General features: G+C 73.1%; 12 protein-coding genes and 1 pseudogene. 8 read left to right on the plus strand and 5 right to left on the minus strand.

What is annotated here, in order from left to right:
• Window positions 1-1,028 (minus strand): CaiB/BaiF CoA transferase family protein (locus tag AB8Z36_RS11430; protein WP_369213131.1); only part of this gene is annotated, 1,028 nt, incomplete at its 3' end.
• A gap of 160 nt (window positions 1,029-1,188) precedes the next feature.
• Here AB8Z36_RS11430 and AB8Z36_RS11435 point away from each other — a divergent pair.
• The gene (locus AB8Z36_RS11435; RefSeq protein ID WP_369213132.1) at window positions 1,189-2,376 is read left to right on the plus strand and encodes a saccharopine dehydrogenase family protein; all 1,188 of its coding nucleotides are present in this window, start codon (window positions 1,189-1,191) and stop codon (window positions 2,374-2,376) included.
• A 79-nt stretch (window positions 2,377-2,455) separates the two neighbouring features.
• On the opposite strand, the gene AB8Z36_RS11440 is transcribed toward AB8Z36_RS11435, so the two are convergent.
• Both AB8Z36_RS11440 and AB8Z36_RS11445 read right to left on the minus strand, forming a co-directional pair.
• Window positions 2,456-3,901 (minus strand): glyceraldehyde-3-phosphate dehydrogenase, encoded by a 1,446-nt coding sequence (locus AB8Z36_RS11440; protein ID WP_369213133.1) that lies wholly within the window; start codon window positions 3,899-3,901, stop codon window positions 2,456-2,458.
• A 58-nt stretch (window positions 3,902-3,959) separates the two neighbouring features.
• Entirely contained in the window at window positions 3,960-4,682 is a 723-nt protein-coding gene (locus AB8Z36_RS11445; protein ID WP_369213134.1) for an endonuclease V, read from the minus strand.
• Between the two features lie 185 nt (window positions 4,683-4,867).
• Between AB8Z36_RS11445 and AB8Z36_RS11450 the strand changes: the two genes are divergently transcribed.
• The 3 genes from AB8Z36_RS11450 (at window position 4,868) to AB8Z36_RS11460 (ending at window position 7,331) form a co-directional block, all read left to right on the plus strand.
• Window positions 4,868-5,383, plus strand: coding sequence for a hypothetical protein (locus tag AB8Z36_RS11450; protein ID WP_369213142.1), 516 nt, complete (start codon window positions 4,868-4,870; stop codon window positions 5,381-5,383).
• A gap of 155 nt (window positions 5,384-5,538) precedes the next feature.
• Window positions 5,539-6,972 carry a flotillin family protein gene (locus AB8Z36_RS11455; RefSeq protein ID WP_369213135.1) on the plus strand — a complete coding sequence of 478 codons (1,434 nt, stop codon included), beginning with the start codon at window positions 5,539-5,541 and terminating at the stop codon, window positions 6,970-6,972.
• A gap of 59 nt (window positions 6,973-7,031) precedes the next feature.
• Window positions 7,032-7,331, plus strand: coding sequence for a YciI family protein (locus tag AB8Z36_RS11460; RefSeq protein ID WP_369213136.1), 300 nt, complete (start codon window positions 7,032-7,034; stop codon window positions 7,329-7,331).
• A gap of 34 nt (window positions 7,332-7,365) precedes the next feature.
• Here AB8Z36_RS11460 and AB8Z36_RS11465 read toward each other — a convergent pair whose 3' ends face one another.
• Window positions 7,366-8,475, minus strand: coding sequence for a WD40/YVTN/BNR-like repeat-containing protein (locus AB8Z36_RS11465; protein WP_369213137.1), 1,110 nt, complete (start codon window positions 8,473-8,475; stop codon window positions 7,366-7,368).
• Window positions 8,476-8,688: 213 nt separating this feature from the next.
• Between AB8Z36_RS11465 and AB8Z36_RS11470 the strand changes: the two genes are divergently transcribed.
• Complete coding sequence (locus AB8Z36_RS11470) at window positions 8,689-9,105, plus strand: SsgA family sporulation/cell division regulator (protein ID WP_369213138.1); 417 nt, start codon at window positions 8,689-8,691, stop codon at window positions 9,103-9,105.
• Between the two features lie 50 nt (window positions 9,106-9,155).
• On the opposite strand, the gene AB8Z36_RS11475 is transcribed toward AB8Z36_RS11470, so the two are convergent.
• Complete coding sequence (locus tag AB8Z36_RS11475) at window positions 9,156-9,875, minus strand: GOLPH3/VPS74 family protein (RefSeq protein ID WP_369213139.1); 720 nt, start codon at window positions 9,873-9,875, stop codon at window positions 9,156-9,158.
• A 326-nt stretch (window positions 9,876-10,201) separates the two neighbouring features.
• Between AB8Z36_RS11475 and AB8Z36_RS11480 the strand changes: the two genes are divergently transcribed.
• The 3 genes and pseudogenes from AB8Z36_RS11480 to AB8Z36_RS11490 all read left to right on the plus strand — a co-directional run.
• Window positions 10,202-11,845, plus strand: a complete 1,644-nt coding sequence (locus AB8Z36_RS11480; protein ID WP_369213140.1) for an ABC-F family ATP-binding cassette domain-containing protein — start codon at window positions 10,202-10,204, stop codon at window positions 11,843-11,845.
• 10 nt (window positions 11,846-11,855) lie between these two features.
• Window positions 11,856-14,159, plus strand: a complete 2,304-nt coding sequence (locus AB8Z36_RS11485; protein ID WP_369213141.1) for an ATP-binding cassette domain-containing protein — start codon at window positions 11,856-11,858, stop codon at window positions 14,157-14,159.
• A gap of 36 nt (window positions 14,160-14,195) precedes the next feature.
• Window positions 14,196-14,494: pseudogene (locus AB8Z36_RS11490) on the plus strand (N(G),N(G)-dimethylarginine dimethylaminohydrolase); the annotation flags it as partial.

Genomic DNA, 14,494 nt, shown 5'->3' on the forward strand with positions numbered 1-14,494 from the left:
AAGCGGGGCGCCGGGGCGGGCTGGGTGATCCCGCCGTGGTCGGTGAAGGTGGCGCGGGCGGCGAGGTGCGGGTGGCCGGGCGCCTCACGGAGCGAGAGCACGGGCGCCACGCAGGCGTCGGACTCCTCGAAGACGGCCGTCCACTCCGCGCGGGTGCGCTCCTTGAACCGGGCGGCGACGGCGTCGCGCAGCTCGCCCCAGCGGCCGAGGTCGCCGCGGGCGTCGGCCGCCTCCCCGAGGCCGAGGAGGGCGCTGAACTCGTCGTAGAAGCGCTGTTCCAGGGGGCCGACGGCCATGTGGCCGCCGTCGGCCGTCTCGTAGGTGCCGTAGAAGGGGCAGCCGCCGTCCAGGAGGTTGGCGCCGCGGCGGTCCTGCCAGCCGCCGGCCGCCAGCATGCCGTGGATCATCGCGGAGAGGTGGGCGGTGCCGTCGACGATCGCGGCGTCCACGACCTGGCCCTCGCCGTGCACGCGCGCGTGGTGGAGCGCGGCGAGGACGCCGATTACCAGGTACAGCGCGCCGCCCGCGTAGTCGCCGACGAGGTTGGCGGGGACGGTCGGCGGCTCACCGGGCTTGCCGATCATGCCGAGGGTGCCGGTGATCGCGATGTAGGCGATGTCGTGCCCGGCGCGCTGGGCGAGCGGTCCCTCCTGGCCCCAGCCCGTCATCCGGGCGTAGACCAGGGCGGGGCGCCGGGCGAGGCAGGGCCCTGGGCCGACGCCGAGCCGCTCGGCGACGCCCGGCCGGTAGCCCTCGATGAGGACGTCGGCGCGCGCCACGAGGTCGAGGACGCGGGCCGCGCCGTCGGCGGTCTTCAGATCGAGGATCACCGAGCGTTTGTTGCGGTTGGTGACGTCGTACTCCGCCTCGATGCCGAGGCCGCTTCCGCCCGGCCGGTCGACGCGCACGACGTCGGCCCCGAGATCGGCCAGGAGCATGGCCGCGAAGGGGCCGGGCCCGATACCGGCGAGCTCCACCACACGCACCCCGGCGAGCGGTCCGCTAACGCGCTTGCCTGGTCCTGCCATTGAGCCCCCAGCGCTATGACACAAGTGATGTAACACCAGTGATGCTAAGAACGTGTTCCACTGGGCACAAGCCCTTGACGAGCAAGCGCTTAGCCAATTTCGGCCGGACGGGTGGCCCCGGCCCCCGGCACCGGCGCGACACGCACGGCGGAGAGGTGCCATGAGCAGGCAGAGCAAGGATCGCGCGTACGACATCGTGCTCTTCGGAGCGACCGGCTTCGTGGGGGTGCTCACCGCCCGGTATCTGGCCGCGCACGCGCCCGACGGGCTGCGGTGGGCCGTCGCGGGGCGCGACACCGGGAAACTGGAGCGGCTGCGGGACCGCCTGGCGGCCGACCACCCCACGTGCGCGAAGCTCCCCCTGGTCCACGCCGACGTGGCCGACACCGCCTCACTCAGGGAGCTGGCGGACAGCGCCCGCGTGGTGGCCTCGACCGTCGGCCCCTATCTCACCTACGGGCAGGAGCTGGTCGCCGCCTGCGCGGAGGCGGGCACGGACTACGTCGACCTGACGGGTGAGCCCGAGTTCGTCGACCTCATGTACGTGCGGCACGACGCCCGCGCGCGGGAGACCGGGGCGCGGCTCGTGCACACCTGCGGCTTCGACTCCGTCCCGCACGACCTGGGGGTGTACTTCACGGTCAAGCAGCTGCCGGAGGGCGTGCCGCTGCGCGTCGACGGCTTCGTGCGGACCAACGCGCGGTTCTCCGGCGGCACGTTCGCCTCCGCGCTCAACCAGTTCGGCCGCGGCCCGCAGATGATGGCCGCCGCCAAGGAGCGCGGGCGCCACGAGCCGCGCCCCGCCGACCGCAGGGCCTACGCGCCGCCCGGCGCGCCCCGCTACGCCGCCGAAGTCGGCGCGTGGGCGCTGCCGCTGCCGACGATCGACCCGCAGGTGGTCCAGCGCTCGGCCCGCGCCCTGGAGCGCTACGGCCCCGACTTCCGCTACCGGCACTACGCCGCGGTCAGGACGCTGCCCATGGCGCTCGGCGCCCCGCTCGCCGTCGGCGGCCTCGTCGCCGCCGCCCAACTGCCCCCCGTACGCCGCTGGCTGTCCGCACGGCTCAAGCCCGGCGACGGGCCGAGCGAGGCGCAGCGGGCGGCGGCGCGGTTCTCGGTGCGGTTCGTCGGCGAGGGCGGCGGCAGGCGGGTCTTCACCGAGGTGTCGGGCGGCGACCCGGGGTACGACGAGACGGCGAGGATGCTCGGCGAGTCGGCGCTCTGCCTCGCCCTGGACGACCTGCCGCAGGCGGGCGGCCAGCTCACCCCGGCCGTGGCCATGGGCGACGCGCTGCTGAGGCGGCTCACGGAGGCGGGACTGACGTTCCGCGTCGCGGCGGTGCGCTGAAGGGCACGGAAGGCGGTGCCGTGCACACGTCGAAGGGGTGCCCCGCGCGCGGGGCACCCCTCCAGCGGGCCTTCGGTGCTCAGGCCACCGGCACCGGGTACGTCGGGTACTCGACCCCGGAGACGTACTGCACGACGCGGATGACCTGGCACGAGTAGCCGAACTCGTTGTCGTACCAGAGGTAGAGGATCGCGCTGTCCCCGTCGACCTTGGTCGCGCCCGCGTCGACGATCGAGGCGTGGCGCGAGCCGATGAAGTCGTTCGACACCGCGTCCGGGGCGCTGGTGAAGTCGATCTGGCGCTTCAGCGGCGAGGTGAGCGACACGTTGCGTAGGTAGTCGAGCACCTCCTCGCGGTCGGCCTCGCGGCCGAGCGTCAGGCTGAGGATCGCGATCGAGACGTCCGGCACGGGCACCCGGATCGAGCTGCCCGTGATGGGCGCCTTGAGGTCGGGCAGCGCCTTGGCGACGGCGGAGGCGGCACCGGTCTCGGTGATGACCATGTTGAGCGGCGCGGAGCGGCCCCTGCGGTCGGCCTTGTGGTAGTTGTCCAGGAGGTTCTGGTCGTTGGTGAACGAGTGGATGGTCTCCACGTGGCCGCGGAGCACGCCGTACTCGTCCGCCATCGCCTTCAGCGGCGGGACGATCGCGTTGGTGGTGCAGGAGGCGCAGGACAGGACGCGCTCGTCCGGCTTGATCGTGTCGTGGTTGACGCCGTGCACGATGTTCGGCACGTCGCCCTTGCCGGGCGCGGTCAGGACGACCTTGTCGATGCCGGGGCGCAGGTGCTTGGAGAGGCCCGCGCGGTCGCGCCACTTGCCGGTGTTGTCGATGAGGATGGCGTCCTTGACGCCGTACGCCGTGTAGTCGACCTCGGAGGGGTCGTTGGCGTAGATCACCTTGATCTCGTTGCCGTTGGCGATGATCGTGCTGTTCGCCTCGTCGACGGTGATGGTGCCCTGGAACTGGCCGTGGATGGAGTCGCGGCGCAGCAGCGAGGCACGCTTGACGATGTCCTGCTCACCGCCCTGGCGCACGACGATCGCCCGCAGCCGCAGGCCGTTGCCCGAACCGGCCTTCTCGATGAGCAGACGGGCGACGAGGCGGCCGATGCGGCCGAAGCCGTAGAGGACGACGTCGCGGCCCTCGCGGCACTCGATCTTGTTCTCGCCCGTGGCACCGGCGACGGCCTCGGCGGTGAACTCCGCGACGGAGAGCCCGCGGTCGTCGCTCTTGTACGTCGCGGCGAGCATGCCGAGGTCGATCTGCGAGGGGCCCAGGTCCAGCTCGGTGAGGGCCTTCAGGAAGGGCAGCGTCTCGGTGACCGAGAGCTCCGCACCGGCGATCTGCCGGGCGAACCGGTGCGTCTTGAGGATGCTGACCACCGACTTGTTCACCAGGGAGCGGCTGTGCAGCAGGACCGTGACGTCCCGCTCGCGGTGCAGCTTCCCGATGAGCGGGATCATCGACTCCGCGATCTCCTCGCGGTGCTTCCAATTGGTGAACGAGTCGTCATTGACAGTCACAGGAGTATCTTTCGAGCTAGGCGGCGCTCATATGCTAACCCGCTCGTCTTTCCGCCCCTCAACCGGCCGCCTCCCGGGGCGGGGAGTCCCGCTGACCGGCCGCCTCCCGCAGCGCGGAGCGGCACAGCGCGTCCGCGCGGCGGGTGGACTCCGGCAGGCGGTAGCGCGGCGTCAGGCAGAGCGTGTGCGCGCAGGCCTGGTCGAGGGTGACCCGGTGCCCGGCCGAGACGAAGACCGGCTTCACGCCCTCGCGGGTGCGCAGCGCGCGCCCCACCTCCTCCACGCCGTCGAGCAGCGGCGATACGCTGCCGCGCGGCGCGGCCGGGGCCGCGTGGGCGAAGGTGAAGGGGTTCTTGGCCACGCCCATCGTGGGCAGTCCGGTCAGGACGCCGAGATGGCTCGCGAGGCCGAAGCGGCGCGGGTGCGCGACGCCGTAGCCGTCGCAGACGACGGTGCCGGGGTCGGCGCCGAGCCGGGCGAGCGCCGCGAGCACGGCCGGGATCTCCCGGAAGGCCAGCAGGCCGGGCACATAGGGGAACGCGACGGCGCCGACGGCGGTGGCCTCCTCGACGACGTCGAGCGTCGCCGCGTCGAGGACCACGACGGCCGCGGCGACCAGGTCCCTCGTGTCGTCGTAGGCGACGTCGACACCGGTCAGGTGTCCGGTGCCGGGCGGCGGCCCCGAGCCGTCGAGGACGACGCGGGCGCGCAGCTCGTCCTGGACCGCGAGCGCCGTCGCCTCATCGGTGGGCCAGTCCGCGGGAAGTCGGTGGTCGATCACGGGGCGCGAGCCTAGCCGGGCCGCCCGTCCGCCTCGTGAGCGCGGAGCCCGCACGACCCACGCACGGCCCACCGGCATTAAAGACGCGTAAAGATTGCCGGAAACGGGCAATGTCAGCGCTCAACTGTGCATGACAGGCTCGGTCCCGTACCGAGGTGGACGGCATGAACGGGGGAAGTGATCCGATGACGGTCTTTCTGGGTCTCGGCATCGCGGGGATCGTCCTGCTCGTGCTCTCGCTCGTCCTCGACGGGGTCCTGGAAGGGCTCTTCGACGGCGTCGGCGTCCTCGACGGCGTCTTCGACGGGCTGCTCTCGCTGCCGGTGATCGCCGGGTTCGTGTCCATGCTCGGCTTCGGCGGGGCGATCGTGCTCGGCACGACCGGACTCGGCGCCGGTCCCGCGACCACGGCGGGCGTCTGCGCGGGGGCCGGGGCGGCCTGGCTGACCTGGCGGACGACCCGCGCCCTCATGCGCGACCAGACCGCGGCGACCCCGCGCGGCGACGACCTCGTGGGCACCTCGGGGTCCGTGGTCACCGCGATCCCGGCCGATGGCTACGGAGAGGTGCTGCTGCACCTCGCGGGCCAGCGCGTGAAGTTCGCGGCCCGCAGCTCCGCCGCCGTGGCGCGGGGCACCGAGGTCTGGGTCGRGKCSGCCCCGACCGCCACCTCGGTCGCGGTACGCCCCGTGGAGCGCTGACGCACGCGCGCTCCGCGGAGCGTCGACGCACGCGCGCTGCGTGCGGCGCCGACGCCCGGTACACCCCGTGGCGGCCCGAAGCCGGGCACCGCCTCGACCGCTCACCATCACGTCAACGATCTGCCGTCCCAGGGTGGCAGGGGGGAAGTACGCCCATGAGTCCAGTCCTGACCGCCGTCATCGGAGTCGTCGTACTCCTCGTCCTGCTGGCGCTCGTCGTCATCACCCGCTACAAGGTCGCCGGGCCGAGCGAGGCCTTCATCGTCACCGGGCGGCGCGGCAAGAAGTCCACCGACCCGGACACCGGCCGGGTGATGACCGACAACAGCGGCCAGAAGGTCGTGGTCGGCGGCGGCGTCTTCGTCGTGCCGTTCGTCCAGCAGAAGTTCACCCTCGACCTGTCCTCGCGGCACATCCCGATCGCGGTGCGCGGCGCCGTCACGCTGCGCGGCGTCAAGGCGCACCTCGAAGGCGTGGCCATCGTCAAGGTCGGCGGCACCGAGGACTCCATCCGCGCCGCCGCCCAGCGGTTCCTGGTCCAGCAGGACGGCATCGTCGGCTTCACCCAGGAGGTGCTCTCCGGGGCGCTGCGCTCGATCGTGGGCCGGATGTCGGTGGAGGACATCATCCGCGACCGCGCCGCCTTCGCCGGGCAGGTCGCGGAGGAGGCCGAGGCCAGCCTCTCCGGGCAGGGCCTGGTCCTCGACGCCTTCCAGATCCAGGACATCACCACCGAGGGCTCCTACCTGGAGGACCTCGGGCGCCCCGAGGCCGCCCGCGCCCGGCAGGAGGCCGACATCGCCGAAGCGGTCGCGCAGCGCGCCGCCGAGCAGGCCCGGCTGAAGGCCGCGGAGGAGATCGCGATCGCCCAGCGGACGTTCGCGCTCAAGCAGGCCGAGATCAAGGCCGAGACGGACGAGGCCGCCGCGCGGGCGGGCGCGGCGGGACCGCTGGCCGAGGCGGCCCGGCAGCAGGACGTGCTGACCGAGCAGGAGAAGGTCGCCCAGCGGCAGGCCGCGCTCACCGACCGCGAGCTGGACACCAAGGTCCGCAAGCCCGCCGACGCCGCGCGCTACCAGGCCGAGCAGGAGGCGGAGGCGCGCAGGATCAGCCTGGTCAAGCAGGCCGAGGCCGACGCCGAGCGGGCCCGCCTGACCGGTGAGGGCGAGAAGGCGCAGCGCGCGGCGCTTGCCGACGCCGTCCGGCTCGAAGGTGAGGCCGAGGCCGCCGCGATCGGCGCGAAGGGCGCCGCCGAGGCGGAAGCGATGCACAAGAAGGCCGACGCGTTCACGCGGTACGGGGACGCGGCCATCCTCCAGATGCTCGTCGAGGTGCTGCCGAGCGTGGTCGCCAAGGCGTCGGAGCCGCTGAGCGCGGTGGACAAGATGACCGTCATCTCCACCGACGGGGCGGGACAGCTCTCCCGTACGGTCGCGGACAACGTCGCCCAGGGCATGGAGCTGCTCAGCTCCACCACCGGTGTCGACCTCGGCGAGCTCCTGAAGGGCATCACCGGGCGCGTCGGCGGCCCGCACGGCACGACGGCGGAGGCCGCCGCCCCGAACGGCGCCATCAAGATCACCGACTAGCCGACGGCTCCGCGAGGCCGCCGGTCCCCGGGCTCACCGGGGCCGGTAGCCTCGCGCTCATGTTTGTTCTCGAACTCACCTACACCGCGCCGCTCTCCGCCGTCGAGGAACACCTCACGGCCCACGTCGCCTGGCTCGACGAGCTCTACGCGAGCGGCGTCTGCCTCGCCTCCGGGCGCAAGAACCCGCGCGACGGCGGGGTGCTCATCGCCGTGGCGGAGGACCGCGCACGGATCGAGGAGATCATCGCGGCGGACCCGTTCACGGTGGCCGGGATCTGCGAGTACCGCGTCACCGAGTTCTACGCGACGAAGACGGCTCCGGCACTCGCCGACCACCAGGAGCAGCTCCCGGCGTAGCCGGTACGCCTCACGTCCATCCCGTCGGTACGCCTCACTTCCGTTCCAGGCGCGCGATCCGGCCCTTCTCCCCGGCCGCCCAGCAGCCACGGACCCCGGCGCAGTCCACGGTGTCGTAGGACCCTGTGTCGACCGTCCGCCAGGTCCTGCCGCCGTCCGTGGTGACGTCGGTGCCCGTCGGGCCGACCGCGATGGCGGTGGCGCGGCTGCCGGGGAACCAGGCGACCCCGGACCGGTAGGCGCCCGTCGGCTGCCCCGCGGGGCGCCAGGTGCGGCCGCCGTCGCCGGTGACCGCCGCCGCCTTCGGCGACGCCTGGCCCGCGCGGTAGTCGCCGCCGACCGCGATGCCGTGCGTACGGTCGCGGAAGGCGAGGCCGAAGACGCCGCGGGCGGGGTCGCCCGCCGGGATCGGCGCGTCGGTGGCGCGCCAGGTCAGGCCCCGGTCGGCGGAGTGCAGGACGCGGGCGCGGGCCGCGCCTCCGGTGGCCAGCCAGACGTCGCGCGGGCCCGAGGCGACCAGGCACTGGCCGCTCGCGGCGAACGCCGACTCGCCCTGCTGCGCGGCGGGCATCCCGGCGTCCGGCAGCACCTTCCAGGACCGGCCGCCGTCGGCGGTGGACAGGATGCGGTACTTCCCGTCGACCGGGTCGCTCATGGCCAGACCGTGCCGGTGGTCGAAGAAGGTCACGCAGTCGTAGAAGGCCCGGGTGTCGGTATTGCGGAAGGACTCCGTCCAGGTCGCGCCGCCGTCGTCGGTGCGCAGCACCCGCGAGGCCTCGCCCTCGCCGATGGCGAGCACGACCGCGCGCCGTCCGTCGAAGGCCTCCACGTCGCGGAACTCCAGGTTCCCGGCGTCCGGCGGGGACACATCACGCCACGTCCCGCCGCCGTCGGAGGTGCGCAGCACGGTGCCCCCGGTCCCGGCCGCCCAGGCCGTGTCAGGGCTGACGGCGGCGAGTCCGCGGAAGCGCGCGTCGGTGCCGCTCTCCTTGAGCTGCCAGCTCAGGCCCCGCACGGGCGCGTGCGCGGACCCGCCGGTTCCGGCCCGTGCGGGCGCCGCGAGAACGGCTCCGGCGAGCGCCGCCCCGCACAGCCCCGCCAGTACCGCGCGCCCCATCGACTTCGACTTCCCCTTGGCCCTCATGGCGGGCGAAGCTAGCCGACGCGCCGGGGCTCGTCCAGATGGCCTGAACGCGTCCCCCACCCGACGGCCGCCGGGAACCGCCGGGGCCTCCACGGTGTCGCGGTGACAGAGGTCACTCGGTCTCACTCGCTCTCCGTGTGCACGGATCCCGTCATTCCGTCGTCTATCAAAGTGCCGACCCCAGTCGTCCAGCAGTCAGTGAGGGAGCAGGCGTTGTCCACCGTCATCGAGCAAGCCGTAGAGGCCCGCCTGGTCGCCGCCGCGCCGCGGATGCAGACCATTCCCGCAACCCTGCACTACGACCGGCAGGACCCCTTCGCCGTCCAGATGAGCTTCCCCGCTCCCGCGACGCTGGAAGGCGTCGAGGTCTCCTGGGCCTTCGCCCGCGAGCTGCTCACACAGGGCGTGGAGCGCCCGGTGGGCGACGGCGACGTGCGCGTGCGGCCGTACGGCTTCGACCGTACGGTCGTGGAGTTCCACGCGCCCGAGGGCACCGCGATCGTCCACATCCGCACCGGGGAGCTGCGCCGCTTCCTGCACAGCACCACGGCCCTGGTCCCGCTCGGCCACGAGCACCACTACGTGGACCTCGACCAGGACCTGGCCGAGCTGATGCGGGACGCCTGCTAGCGCCTCCGGTCCGGGGCGGGCCGCCTTGGCCACGTGCCGGAGCGGCACAGCTAGCCGCCACCGTCGCCTCCCCCGCCGCCGTCGCCTCCCGCGCCGTCCGACGAGCGGGCCGTCTCGGCCGCCGCCACCGCGGAGGCCAGCGCCTTGCGGAGGTCGCGCATCGTCGAGCGCAGCTCCGGCGAGGCGCCGCCACTGCGGTCGGTCAGCTCCTCCAGCCTGTCCTTGTACCGCCTGCGGTCCTTGCCCGTGACGGCCGGGCGGACCTTGCCCGCGGCGGCGCAGACCACCAGGGCCGCCTCGCCCTGGCCCACCTCGGCGACCGGTCGCGGGCCGCGCAGCACGGCGAGGGTCTCGGCATGGAGCGTCTCGGCGTAGCCCGTGCGCTCCGGCTCCCAGTGCCGGACGGGGAAGAGCCCGAGGACGCGGCGGCGCTCGGTGCGCAGATAGCCGTGGGCCGCCAGCTCGTCACGGACCGCGGTCAGGGTGTCGCGGGAGCGGTGGGTGATCCAGCCGCGCAGCTTGCGGGGCCGGGAGCGCTCGATGAGATCGAGCAGGCCGTCCAGCACGGCGTCCCCGGTGCGGCTGCCCGCGACGGGCACGACCGCGCCGCCCCGCTCCCGCTCGTGGAGCAGCCCCCGCTGGGCCAGCTCGGCCAGGGCGCCCGCACGGACGGCGAGGTGGAGGTCGGGACCTCCGGTGAATCTCTTCCGGTCCAGGCTCCACGCGAGGAGGAAGAGCCGGGCGGGCAGGGACAGCGTGCCGTAGTGCACGGCGCCTCCTCGTGAGGGGACCTCTGGGCACGACGCTGGGGGACCTCTGGGCACGACGTTAAAGCGTTGACACCCGTCACGGCCCCTCGTACGTTGTAAAAGGTTCTGTTGCCGTCGATAGGAGAAGGACGTTGCTCGTCTGAGGTCATGAGACACCGCGTCACGCAGCCCTCCGCTGCCGTGCACGTCGCGTGCGACCTCGGCGCATGAGCCGTCCCGTCTCTCCCGGCACAGGCCTTCTCTCTTTCTCCGGCCTCCCCCTGCCGCGGTGTCTCGAACGCGTTTGCCCCTGACCGCGCTCCACCCCACGCAACCGCGAGGCCCGTATGTCTACCCACCCCACCTCCGTCACCGTCACCTCCCTCGACTTCACCTGGCCCGACGGGACCGGCGTCTTCGACAACCTCCAGGTGACCTTCGGCCCCGGCAGAACCGGACTCATCGGACCCAACGGATCAGGGAAGTCAACCCTGTTGAAGCTGGTGGCCGGTGAACTGGCCCCCACCGACGGTGCCGTCAAGGTCGCCGGTGAGGTCGGCTATCTGCCGCAGAACATCACCCTCGACACCGGCCTCCGCGTCGACGAGGTGCTCGGCATCGCCGCCACCCGTGCCGCCCTGCACGCCATCGAGGCGGGCGACGCGGACGAGCGGCACTTCACCGCGGTCGGCGACGACTGGGACGTCGAGGAGCGCGCCCTCGCCACCCTCGACCAGCTCGGCCTCGGCCACCTCGGCCTGGACCGCACCACGGGCGAGGTCTCGGGCGGTGAGTCGGTGCTGCTGCGCCTCGCCGCGCTGCTGCTCCGCTCCCCCGGCGTACTCCTGCTCGACGAACCGACCAACAACCTCGACCTGTACGCCCGGCGGCGCCTGTACGCGGCCGTCGAGGCGTGGCCCGGGGTCCTCGTCGTGGTCAGCCACGACCGCGAACTCCTGGAACGCGTCGACCAGATCGCCGATCTGCGCGAGGGGGAGGTCACCTGGTACGGCGGGAACTTCTCCGCCTACGAGGAGGCCCTCGCCGTCGAGCAGGAGGCGGCGGAGCGCCTGGTGCGCGTCGCCGAGTCCGACGTCAGGAAGCAGCAGCGCGAACTGAGCGACGCGCGGGTCAAGTTGGCCCGCCGCAGGCGGTACGGCCAGAAGATGTGGGACCAGAAGCGCGAGCCGAAGATCATCATGGGGGCCCGCAAGCGGGCCGCCCAGGTCTCCGCGGGCAAGCACCGCGTCCTGCACGAGGAGAGGCTCGCCGAGGCCAGGGAGCGCCTGGACGAGGCCGTGGAGGCGGTGCGCGACGACGACGAGATCCGCGTCGACCTGCCGCAGACCCTGGTGCACCCCGGGCGCACGGTCCTCACCCTGAGCGGCCTGGAACTGCGCTACGGGGCGCGCGTCCAGGGCGAGTTCGAGCTGCGCGGACCCGAGCGGATCGCGCTGATCGGACGCAACGGCGCGGGCAAGACCACGCTCCTGCGGACCATCGCGGGAGAGCTGGACGCGGTATCCGGGGAGGCCGTGGCGCACGTACCGCTGCGCTTTCTGCCGCAGCGCCTCGACATCCTCGACGACGCCCTGACCGTCGCCGAGAACGTGGCCGCGTACGCGCCCGAGGCGACGCGGAACCGCGTACGGGCGCGCCTGGCCCGCTTCCTGTTCAAGGGGGCCAAGGCGGACCAGCGGGCGGCGACCCTGTCGGGCGGTGAACGGTTCCGCGCGGCGCTCGCCGCGCTGCTGCTCGCCGAGCCCGCGCCGCAGCTCCTGATGCTCGACGAACCGACGAACAACCTCGACATGGCGAGCGTGCGGCAGCTCTCGACGGCCCTGGAGTCCTACCAGGGGGCGCTGCTCGTCGCCAGCCACGACCTGCCGTTCCTTGAGTCCATCGGCATCACACGGTGGCTGCTCATGGACGGCGGCCTGACGGAGATCACCCACGAAATGAAGACAGAGGCTGTCGGGTATCGCGGCTAGCTTCGCGTCCATGCGACACGACAGCCACCAGCACATCGTCATCGCCGGGGCCCGCGAGAACAATCTCAAGGAGGTGGACCTGCGCGTCCCGAAGGGCCGTCTCACGGTCTTCACCGGGGTCTCGGGCTCCGGCAAGTCCTCGGTCGTCCTCGACACGATCGCGGTCGAGAGCCGGCGGCAGCTCAACGAGACGTTCACCTGGTACGTCCGCAACCGGCTGCCGAAGTACGAGCGGCCGCACGCGGACTCCATCGAGGACCTCTCGCCCGCGATCGTCGTCGACCAGAAGCCCGTCGGCGGCCACTCGCGCTCCACCGTCGGCACGATGACGGACATCTACTCCGTGATCAGGGTGCTGTTCTCCCGGCACGGCACCCCGAGCGCGGGCCCGGCGACGGCGTACTCCTTCAACGACCCCTCGGGGATGTGCCCCGAGTGCGACGGCCTCGGCCGTACCGTGCGGCCCGACTACGGCCGCATCCTCGACCCGGCCAGGTCCCTGGCGGACGGCGCGGTGCTCTTCCCGCCGTTCGCCGCGGGCACCTGGCAGGGCCAGACCTACACCCGCACCACCGGCCTCGACACGCACAAGCCGGTCGGTGAGTTCACCGACGCCGAGCGGCACTTCCTGCTGCGCGGCGGCCGGGGCGCGGCCAAGGTCAGCGTCGACAACACCGGCGGCGCCCGCGACATCGACTACGAAGGCCTCGCCGACCGCTTCGAGCGGCTCTACCTCAACCGCGACCTGTCCACACTCTCCCAGCGCACCCGCGACCTGGTGCGGGACTTCCTCGAAGAGGGCCCCTGCCCCGCCTGCCACGGCGCCCGCCTCAACGCCGCCGCGCTCGCCACCCGCGTCAACGGCCTGGGCATCGCCGACTGCACGCGGATGGAGGTCACCGACCTGATCCGTGAACTGGGGCGCGTCCACGATCCGGTGGCGGGCCCGGTCGCCGGGGCGGCGGTGGCGGCGCTGGAGCGGATCGAGGCGATCGGCCTGGGCTATCTGAGCCTGGACCGCGAGACGTCCACGCTCTCCGGCGGCGAGGGCCAGCGCCTGAAGATGGTGCGCCACCTCGGCTCCAGCCTCACCGGCATGACGTACATCTTCGACGAGCCGAGCGCCGGCCTGCACCCGCGCGACGTGGGCCGCCTGGGCGACCTGCTGCTGCGGCTGCGCGACAAGGGCAACACCGTCCTGGTCGTCGAGCACGACCCGGACGTCATCGCCGTCGCCGACCACGTCGTCGACATGGGACCGGGTGCGGGCGCGGGCGGCGGCCGGGTCGTCTTCGAGGGCACGCCGCAGGAGCTGCGCCGGGCGGACACCCCGACCGGGCGCCAACTGCGCCGCACCACCGGCGTCAAGGAGCACCCGCGCGAGCCGACCGGCGGCCACTGGATCAAGGACGCGGGGCTGCACAACCTCAAGAACGTCAGTGTGCGCGTGCCGACCGGGGTGCTCACGGCCGTCACCGGGGTCGCGGGCTCCGGCAAGAGCACGCTGGTGGCCGGGGCGTTCACCGCGGCGCACCCGGACGCCGTGGTGGTCGACCAGTCGTCCATCGGCATCTCGGGCCGCTCCACCCCCGCGACCTATCTCGGGGTCATGGACACCGTCCGCAAGCTCTTCGCGCGCGAGACCGGCACGCGGGCGAGCCTGTTCAGCTTCAACTCGCACGGCGCCTGCGAGCGCTGCCAGGGGCGCGGGATCATCTACAGCGACCTGGCGTTCATGGACCCGGTGACCACGACGTGCGAGGCGTGCGGGGGGCGGCGCTTCAAGGACGAGGTGCTGCGGCTCACCGTCGACGGGCGGTCCGTGGCCGACCTCCTCGCGATGACGGCGGACGAGGCCCTGGACTTCCTGGCGCGCTTCGGGGACGCGGCCCTCGCGCGCAGGCTCGGTGCCCTGCGGGACGTGGGGCTCGCCTACCTCACGCTCGGCCGGCCGCTGAGCACCCTGTCGGGCGGCGAGCGCCAGCGCATCAAGCTCGCCACCCGGCTCCACCGCACGGGCACCACCTACGTCCTTGACGAGCCGACGACCGGGCTGCACATGGCGGACGTCGACGGGCTGCTCGCGCTGCTCGACCGGCTCGTCGACGCGGGCAACACCGTCCTGGTCGTCGAGCACGACCTCGCGGTCGTCAGCCACGCGGACTGGGTGATCGACCTCGGCCCCGGCGGCGGCAGGCACGGCGGGCGTGTCGTCTTCGAGGGCACCCCGGCACAGCTCGCGACGGCACGGGGCTCGTTCACCGCCGATCACCTGCGCCGGGCTCTGGGCCGGGGGCGAGCGCGCGCTGCATGATGTGCGGGCACCGCCCCGCACCCGTGAGGAGAGCCCGTGCCCAGCAAGAAGGCCCTGATCCGCCGCCCAGGCCCGCGCGTCGCCGACGGCCTGGTCACCCACCTGCGGCGCACACCCGTCGACCGGGAGCTCGCGCTCGGGCAGTGGGACGCCTACGTGGGGGCGCTGAGCGCGCACGGCTGGGAGACGCTGGAGGTGGCACCGGCCGACGACTGCCCGGACGCGGTCTTCGTGGAGGACGCGGTGGTGGTCTTCCGCAACGTCGCCCTGATAGCACGGTCCGGCGCCGAGTCCCGGCGCGGCGAGACGCCGGGCGTGGAGGAGGCGGTGGGCAC

This window comes from Streptomyces flavofungini (assembly GCF_041028215.1).
GTDB classification, from domain to species: Bacteria; Actinomycetota; Actinomycetes; order Streptomycetales; family Streptomycetaceae; genus Streptomyces; species Streptomyces flavofungini_B.